Source organism: Nocardia takedensis NBRC 100417 (assembly GCF_000308695.1).
GTDB lineage: Bacteria > Actinomycetota > Actinomycetes > Mycobacteriales > Mycobacteriaceae > Nocardia > Nocardia takedensis.
Window position 1 is genome coordinate 122,027 of sequence record NZ_BAGG01000124.1, and the last position, 7,425, is coordinate 129,451.

Below are 7,425 nucleotides of genomic sequence, written 5' to 3' on the forward strand. Positions count from 1 at the left end.
GTCACGCCCGCGCGAAACGCAATCGCGCGCCCGGCCGCGCCTGGGCGACCAGGCCGACATCGGCGTCGAGGACCACCGCGATCACCGGGTAGCCGCCGGTGATCGGGTGATCGGCCAGGAACACCACCGGTTGACCGCTCGGCGGGACCTGCACCGACCCCAACGCCATCCCCTCGGTGGGCAGTTCGTCGGTTCGGCCGCGACGCAGCGGCGGACCTTCGCGACGGTCGAGTCGCGCGCCGACGCGGTCGGTGTCCGAGGAGACCGTCCAGTCGCCCGCGAACAGCGCCCCGGGATCGCGGAACCAGTCCTCGCGCGGGCCGAGCAGCGCCCGCACCGTGATCGGATCGTCGGTGAGCGCGGCCACCGGCGCGACGTCCACCAGCGGCAAGGTGTGCGGCGGCGGGCCGATCGGGAGTCGGTCGCCCACCGCGAGCGGTTCCGGGCCGATCCCCGAGAGCGTGTCACGGCTGCGCGAGCCCAGCACCGGCGGCACGTCGACGCCGCCGCGGATCGCGACATACGCGCGCAAACCCGCGCGGGCCATCCCCAGTCGCACCAGTTGTCCCGCGCGAAGTTCCAGCACACTGGCCGAGCCGACCGGGACACCGTCGACCTCGACCCGCGTGGCCGCGCCGGTCACCGCGACGGTGTGCCGGTCCAGCATCCGCAAGGCCAGACCACCGAGCAGCACCTCCACGGCCGCGGCGTCCTCGGGATTGCCGACCAGGCGATTGGCCAGCCCGAACGCACCGCGGTCGGCCGCGCCGGACGGGCCGACGCCGGAGTCGAACCACCCCGGCCTGCCCAGATCCTGCACGGTCGCCGATGGGCCCACCGCCTCCACCGCGATCACCGACGCACCTCCTCGAACCGCACGGCGGTCCCGGCGCGCACCAGCGCGGGCGGGTCGCGGTCGGTGTCCCACATCGTCAGGGCGGTGTGGCCGATCAACCGCCACCCGCCCGGCGACGCGCGCGGGTAGACCGCCGAATAGCCGCCCGCCAACGCCACCGCGCCCGCCGGGATACTCGTACGCGACTGCTCCCGGCGGGGGACGCGCAACCGCCCGTCCGGGGACTCCAGGTATCCGAAGCCGGGAGCGAAACCGACGAAGGCGCACCGCCACACGGTCCCGGTGTGCGCGGCGATCACCTCGGCCGTCGTGATCTCCAGGAATCGAGCGACGTCGTCGAGGTCGGCCCCGTCGTAGCGGACCGGGATCGATACCGGGTCGGCGGAAGTCTCCGAGGTCCGTGCCGCCGTCGGATCAGGAGAGTCCAGCAGCGCGGTCAGCGCACGGTGCACGCGTTCGGCGTCTCGCGGCGAATCCAGTGTGACCAGCACGGTTTCGGCGGCGGGCAGGATATCGCGCACCCCGTCGGGTCGCTTCGCGCGCAAGGCGGCGACGAAGTGGGCGACCGGCGCCGTCACCAACCACGCTCTGTCACCCGCGCGGCGGATCACGCCCGCCTGCGCGCGGCGGATCGCGGCGGATCGCACATCGCCGTCGCGGTCCGCGGCGGACGAGTTCGATTCGGGCGCATCTCCCTCCTCCGGCATCGCCACGTTCGGCCGACCATTTCGGCCCAGCGGATCACCAGAGCTCGGCGAATCGTCGCCGCCGCGGGGCAGATCCGAGTTCGGCGGGGTCGGCTCGCCCATACCTAGGCGAACGCTTCCACCGGAATTCCGGCCTCGTCCAAGGCGGCCCGGATGCGCCGGGCCATCTCCACCGCCGACGGACTGTCGCCGTGCACGCAGACGCTCCCCGCGCGCACCGCGACCTCGCCGCCGGCTACGGCGCGCGCCCGACCGGACACCGCCAGCGAGATCGCCTGCGCCACCGCCGCGTCGGGCGACAACACCGCGCCGTCGGTGCCGCGCGGCGCGAGCGTGGCCTCGGGCGTATAGGCGCGATCGGCGAAACCCTCGCCGACGAAACGGGTTCCGTGGCGGGTCGCCGCGCGTTCGAGTTCCGTGCCCGCCGGGCCGAGCAGCGTCAAGGTCGGATCGTGGTCGGTCATCGCGGTCAGGACGGCCTCGGCGAGAGCGCTGTCGGCGGCCGCCGAATGGTAGAGAGCGCCATGCGGTTTCACGTAGCGGACCCGGTCGCCCGCGGCCCGCGCGAAAGCGTCGAGCGCGCCGATCTGATAGAGGGTCTCGTCACGCAGGTCGTCCGGGGCTATCGCGAGGGCCCGGCGACCGAAGCCCGCCGGGTCGCGATACCCGATGTGGGCGCCGATCCGCACCCCCTTGGCGACCGCGAGACCACACACCTCGCGCATGATCGACGGATCGCCCGCGTGGAAGCCGCAAGCGATGTTCGCGCTGGTCACGATGTCGAGCATGGCGGCGTCGTCGCCCATGGTCCACGCGCCGAACCCCTCGCCGAGATCGCTGTTCAGGTCCAACGGCATCCGTTCTCCGCCTCTCGTGACGATGGTGACTCAGCACACACCTCGACTGTGCCACGACACCGACCCCGCCCGCACGGATGGTTCCCGGGCAGCCGACCAAGTACGCTCGAAGCAATCATGGCCACGTATTTCGATCCGAAATCATGGTCGCCCCTGCGGGCCGTCGATCTCGGAAAGCGCCTCCTCGACCAGTCCTGGCTGGAGCAATGGGTCACCCTCACCACCGCCTGGGTGGACCCGGTGGCCGACCTCGGCTCGGGCACGGTCACCGCGCTCATGCCGGACATGCTGATGACGGTCCTCAGCGAAGGCATCCTCAGCCGCTTCGGGGGCCAAGAGGTCGGAGCCACTCTGCTCGGCCACGAGGTCCAGGCCACCCTCCAGGTGCTGAAGGTGCGCCGCCGCGGCGCGCACTTCCAGACCAAGACGGTGCTGTCACGGATGCGTTGGAACACCCACGACATCGAGACGGTCACCGTCATCGCGCACGGCGTCCGCCTGATCCCCGGGGTGCCCACCAAAGTGCGCGCCTCGGGCATCGACATCGAGGGCACGCTCACCGTGACCGCGCTGATCGACTGGCTCAACCGCCAAGGTCTGGACTGGGAACTGCTGGTCGCCCCGGACGGTCGCATCCTGGCCCGCCACCGCCGACGCAAGCTGACCGCGCACGTCGAGGCCGACATCGTCGACAACCTGCTGCGCGTGGACATCGGCCGGGCCAGTTGGCTCGGCCTGCGCATACCCCGCCGCTTCGTCACCGCACCCGACCTGGTCCTGGAACGTCTGCCGCACGGCGCCCGGGTGACCAGCGCCGCGCGCGAAGGCGACCTCATCCGCTTCCGCGCCGAACTGCCGGAGATGACCGGGTCGTTCGACCTCGCCCAGATCCGCTCCGCCATCGTCACCGGCACGGCGCTGATCATCTTCTGACCGCCCTCAGGACCGGGACTTCCACCACTCCAGCAGCGCCGCCTCGGCCTCCTCGCGCGACATCGGCCCGCGATCCAGGCGCAGTTCCTTCAGATGGTTCCACGCCTTGCCGACCTCGGGTCCGGGCCGCAGGCCCAGCAGTTCCATGATCGCGTTGCCGTCCAGGTCGGGGCGGACCTTGGCGAGGTCCTCCTGCTCGCGCAACCGCTCGATGCGCTCCTCGAGGTCGTCGTAGGTCGAGCGCAGGGCGGCGGCGCGACGCTTGTTCCGCGTGGTGCAGTCCGCGCGGACCAGTTTGTGCAGCCGGGGCAGCAGATCGTCGGCGTCGGTGACGTAGCGGCGCACCGCCGAATCGGTCCACTGGCCCTTGCCGTACCCGTGGAAACGCAGGTGCAGGAACACCAGACGGGCGACGTCCTCGGTGAACTGCTTCGGATACTTCAGCGCGCGCATCCGCTTGCGCACCATCTTCGCGCCCACGACTTCGTGGTGGTGGAAGCTGACCCCGCCGCCCGCTTCGTTGCGCTTGGTGTCCGGTTTGCCGATGTCGTGCAGCAGCGCCGCCCACCGCAACACCAGATCCGGATCGCCGTCCTCGAGATCGATGGCCTGGCGCAGCACCGTCAGCGAATGCCAGTACACGTCCTTGTGCTGGTGGTGTTCGTCGATCTCCAACTTCATCGCGGGGACCTCGGGCAACACCCGCTGGGCCAACCCCGTCTCGCACATGATGTCGATACCGTCGATCGGGTAGGCCCCGCCGATCAGCTTGTCCAGTTCGACGCGCACCCGCTCGGCGGTGATCCGGTCGATCCGGTCGGCCATCGTCACGATCGCCTCGCGCACCCGCGGCGCGAGACGGAAACCCAGTTGGGAGACGAAACGCGCCGCCCGCAGCATGCGCAGCGGATCGTCGTCGAAAGAGTCGCTCGGCGCGGCCGGGGTGTCCAGGACCCCGTCCAGCAGTGCCGACATGCCGTCGAGCGGGTCCACGAACTCCAGCGCGCCGTCCGCGCCGACCCGCACCGCCATCGCGTTGACGGTGAAATCACGGCGGACCAGATCTCCCTCGAGACTGTCGCCGAAGGTCACCTCGGGGTTGCGCGAGACCCGGTCGTAGCTGTCGCTGCGGAAGGTGGTGATCTCCACCTGCTGATCGTCCTTGGACGCGCTGACCGTGCCGAACGCCAAGCCGCCGGTGTCCCACACGTGGTCGGCCCAGCCGCGCACGATCTCGAGCACCGCCTCCGGGCGCGCGTCGGTGGTGAAGTCCAGATCGGTGCCCAATCGGCCCAGCACCGCGTCGCGCACACTCCCTCCGACCAGGTACAGCTGGTGTCCGCGGGCGGCGAACAACTCCCCGAGCGGGGTCAGCACTTCCGCCAACCCCCCCAGTGTGACCGCGGCCGCTGCGAGCAATCGGGTGCGGCGATCCGTCGACGCGTCTTCCTGGGATTTGGGCGAAACCACGAAAAGGCAGCTTACCGAGCGGTCACGGGCACGAACACGCCGCGCCGGAGCGGCCGGACAACAGCACAGTAGGATTGCTAGGTGTCTCCGGCCGATCGCGCGAACAGTCGACGCCGCCAGCCCCGGCGCCGCGGTTCGGCGGCCAACGCGGCCAAGCCGCGCATGCGCACGGTCCGCGAGACCTCCGCGGGCGGTCTGGTCGTGGACGGCCTGGACGGTCCGGGGGACAAACGCACCGCGGCGCTGATCGGGCGCACCGACCGGCGCGGCAGACTCCTGTGGTCGCTGCCCAAGGGCCACATCGAGGAGGGCGAGACGCCGGAACAGACGGCGATCCGCGAAGTGGCCGAGGAGACCGGCATCAACGGTGTCGTCGTCGCCGAACTCGGCAGCATCGATTATTGGTTCGTCACCGAGGGACGCCGGGTACACAAGACCGTGCACCATTATCTGTTGCGATCGGTGGGCGGTGAGCTGTCCGACGCCGACGTCGAGGTCACCCAGGTCGCGTGGGTTCCGCTCACCGAACTGGACTCCCGCCTCGCCTACGCCGACGAACGGCGCCTGGCCGAAGTGGCCAATCGGCTGATCGACCGGATGGAGACCGGCAAGCGATGACACGTGGACTGTTCCGGATCATCGTGGCGGTCCTGATCCTGCTCGGTTCGGTGACGGCCGCGCCCGGACTGCTCGACGGACGGGCCGCGGCGCAGCAAACCGACTCGAGCGCGCCCGCGACCCCCAAGTTCCTCAAACTGTCGCTGGACTCGGTCAGCCCGTCGACGGTCACCACGACCAGCGACTCCCAACTCACCATCGCGGGCACCGTCACCAACATCGGTGACCGAGTGGTCGACGACGTCAGCATCCGCGTGCAGCGCACCGCCGCGATCGACCGAGCCGCCGACCTGCGCTACGCGCTGCGCCTGGACCAGGTCAACTACGACCTCGTCGGCCCGTTCGAGGACATCGCCGAGCGGCTCAGCCCCGGTCAGCGCAAGCAGTTCACCCTCACCATCCCGCTGCGTCCGTCCGCGAGTGGGGCCGCCTCGCTCGACATCACCGAACCCGGCGTGTACCCGCTGCTGCTCAACGTCAACGGCGAACCGGCCTACGGCGGGCAGGCCCGTCTCGACGACGCCCGCTTCCTGCTGCCGGTCCTCGGTGTGCCCTCGGGCGAGGACGGCCCCGCGACGCGCGCCCCCGCCGCCGCGCCCGTGGCGACCACGATGGTCTGGCCGCTGGCCGATCGGCCGCGCCTGGTCGCCGGCGTGCCCGGCGCGGTCAACACCGTCGCCGAACTGACCGACGACGAACTCGCCGCCTCGCTCGGCAAGGGCGGCAGGCTCGACCAGTTGCTCGGCGCGCTGGAAACCACCCTCGGCTCGTCCGGCGCGCGCGAACGCGGCGGCCTCGCCTCGGCCCTGTGCGTGGCCGTCGACCCCGACCTGCTGCTCACGGCGCAGACCATGACCAAGGGCTACCGGGTGCTGGCCAGCCCGTCCGACCCCGGCGGCGCCACCAGGAACGGCACCGGCGCGGAGGCCGCGCAGGCATGGCTGGACAGGCTGCGCGCCGTCGCCGGGTCGGTGTGCACGGTGGCACTGCCCTTCGCGCAGGTCGACATCACCGCGCTGGCCGCCGTCAACGACGCCGCCCTCTCGGCGCGCGCGCTGGTCGCCCCCGCCGACATCGTCGACTCGATCCTGTCCACCCGGTCGGTGCGCGGGGTGAGCCTGCCCGACTCCGGCAGCATCGACGCCGGCGCGGGCACCCTGCTGCGTACCCACGGCTTCGGCACCGCGGTCCTCGCCGACTCGGCGGCGGTCCCGGCCGGCGCACCGCACCAGTCCGACTCGGTGCAGGTCAGCAGCGGACTCGACTACGACTCCGAACCGGACCAGGCGCCCGCCGAAGCCCCCGCGCCGCCGATGATCCGCATACCCGACGTCGTCGCGCCGCCCGATCCGAACGCCACCCCGGAACCCGCGCCCACCGGCGCCGCCACCGGCACGCCGCCCAGCGCGTCCGCCGTGGACCCGGCGCTGCACGTCGCCACCTTCGACATCTGGTCGGCCACCGCGCTGGCCGCGGTCGGCTCGAACCCGCCCACGCCGTCGTTCACCCCCAGCCGGGTCCGCTACGAGGTGACCAACGACTCGCGCGCCGCCCGTCTCCAGGACGCGCTCGGCGCGATCTCCTGGAGCGCGCTGCGGCCCGCCGCGGGACCACGGTCGCTGCTGCTCATGCCGCCGCAGCAGTGGGGGGCCAACCGGGACGAGGCCGTCGCCCTGCTGCGCCAGCTCGAACTGTTACTGCGCGACAACCTCGCCACCCCGCGCCCGTTCACCGAACTGGTCGCCGAGAAACCCGACCCGCAACCCTACGAACTCGACCACCTGTCCCGGGTGGCCGAGGACGCGGTGCCCGGCCGCTTCGTCCTGCCGGTGCGCGATCAGGCCGCGCGGACCACCGAACTGTCCCGCGCGCTGGTCGAGGTGCCCGAATCCGAACCGACCCCGCGCCAGTTCCTGGCCCCCCTCGGCGACGACCTGATCCGGGTGCTGACGCTGTCGGACCGCCGCTCGGGCGACAGTTCCCA

7 protein-coding genes are annotated in these 7,425 nt (G+C 71.6%); 3 read left to right on the forward strand and 4 right to left on the reverse strand.

The window, feature by feature from the left end; genetic code table 11:
- Position 1: 1 nt before the first annotated feature.
- The 3 genes from ON30_RS27500 to ON30_RS27510 form a co-directional block, all read right to left on the reverse strand.
- Positions 2-856 (reverse strand): 5-oxoprolinase subunit C family protein, encoded by an 855-nt coding sequence (locus tag ON30_RS27500; protein WP_040711653.1) that lies wholly within the window; start codon positions 854-856, stop codon positions 2-4.
- Positions 853-1,563 (reverse strand): 5-oxoprolinase subunit B family protein, encoded by a 711-nt coding sequence (locus ON30_RS27505; protein WP_083911711.1) that lies wholly within the window; start codon positions 1,561-1,563, stop codon positions 853-855. The genes ON30_RS27500 and ON30_RS27505 overlap by 4 nt, the downstream gene beginning before the upstream one ends.
- A gap of 104 nt (positions 1,564-1,667) precedes the next feature.
- Positions 1,668-2,420: a LamB/YcsF family protein gene (locus tag ON30_RS27510; protein WP_083911707.1), complete on the reverse strand. Its 753-nt coding sequence runs from the start codon at positions 2,418-2,420 to the stop codon at positions 1,668-1,670.
- A gap of 117 nt (positions 2,421-2,537) precedes the next feature.
- Here ON30_RS27510 and ON30_RS27515 point away from each other — a divergent pair, with 117 nt between their 5' ends.
- Positions 2,538-3,353 carry a hypothetical protein gene (locus ON30_RS27515; protein ID WP_040711656.1) on the forward strand — a complete coding sequence of 272 codons (816 nt, stop codon included), beginning with the start codon at positions 2,538-2,540 and terminating at the stop codon, positions 3,351-3,353.
- Positions 3,354-3,359: 6 nt separating this feature from the next.
- Here ON30_RS27515 and ON30_RS27520 read toward each other — a convergent pair whose 3' ends face one another.
- On the reverse strand, positions 3,360-4,823 hold the full coding sequence (locus ON30_RS27520; protein WP_040711658.1) for a CCA tRNA nucleotidyltransferase: 1,464 nt from the start codon (positions 4,821-4,823) through the stop codon (positions 3,360-3,362).
- 81 nt (positions 4,824-4,904) lie between these two features.
- On the opposite strand from ON30_RS27520, the gene ON30_RS27525 reads away from it, so the two are divergent.
- Positions 4,905-5,441 (forward strand): NUDIX hydrolase, encoded by a 537-nt coding sequence (locus ON30_RS27525; RefSeq protein WP_040711660.1) that lies wholly within the window; start codon positions 4,905-4,907, stop codon positions 5,439-5,441.
- Positions 5,438-7,425: DUF6049 family protein (locus ON30_RS27530; RefSeq protein ID WP_040711662.1), on the forward strand; the 1,988-nt coding region annotated here is incomplete at its 3' end. The genes ON30_RS27525 and ON30_RS27530, both read left to right, overlap by 4 nt.

What these genes read in the sequence shown, in the direction of transcription:
- ON30_RS27505 (WP_083911711.1), bottom strand. Translation starts at nt 1,563, where the DNA reads ATGCCGGAGGAGGGAGATGCGCCCGAATCGAACTCGTCCGCCGCGGAC.
- ON30_RS27515 (WP_040711656.1), top strand. Translation starts at nt 2,538, where the DNA reads ATGGCCACGTATTTCGATCCGAAATCATGGTCGCCCCTGCGGGCCGTC.
- ON30_RS27510 (WP_083911707.1), bottom strand. Translation starts at nt 2,420, where the DNA reads ATGCCGTTGGACCTGAACAGCGATCTCGGCGAGGGGTTCGGCGCGTGG.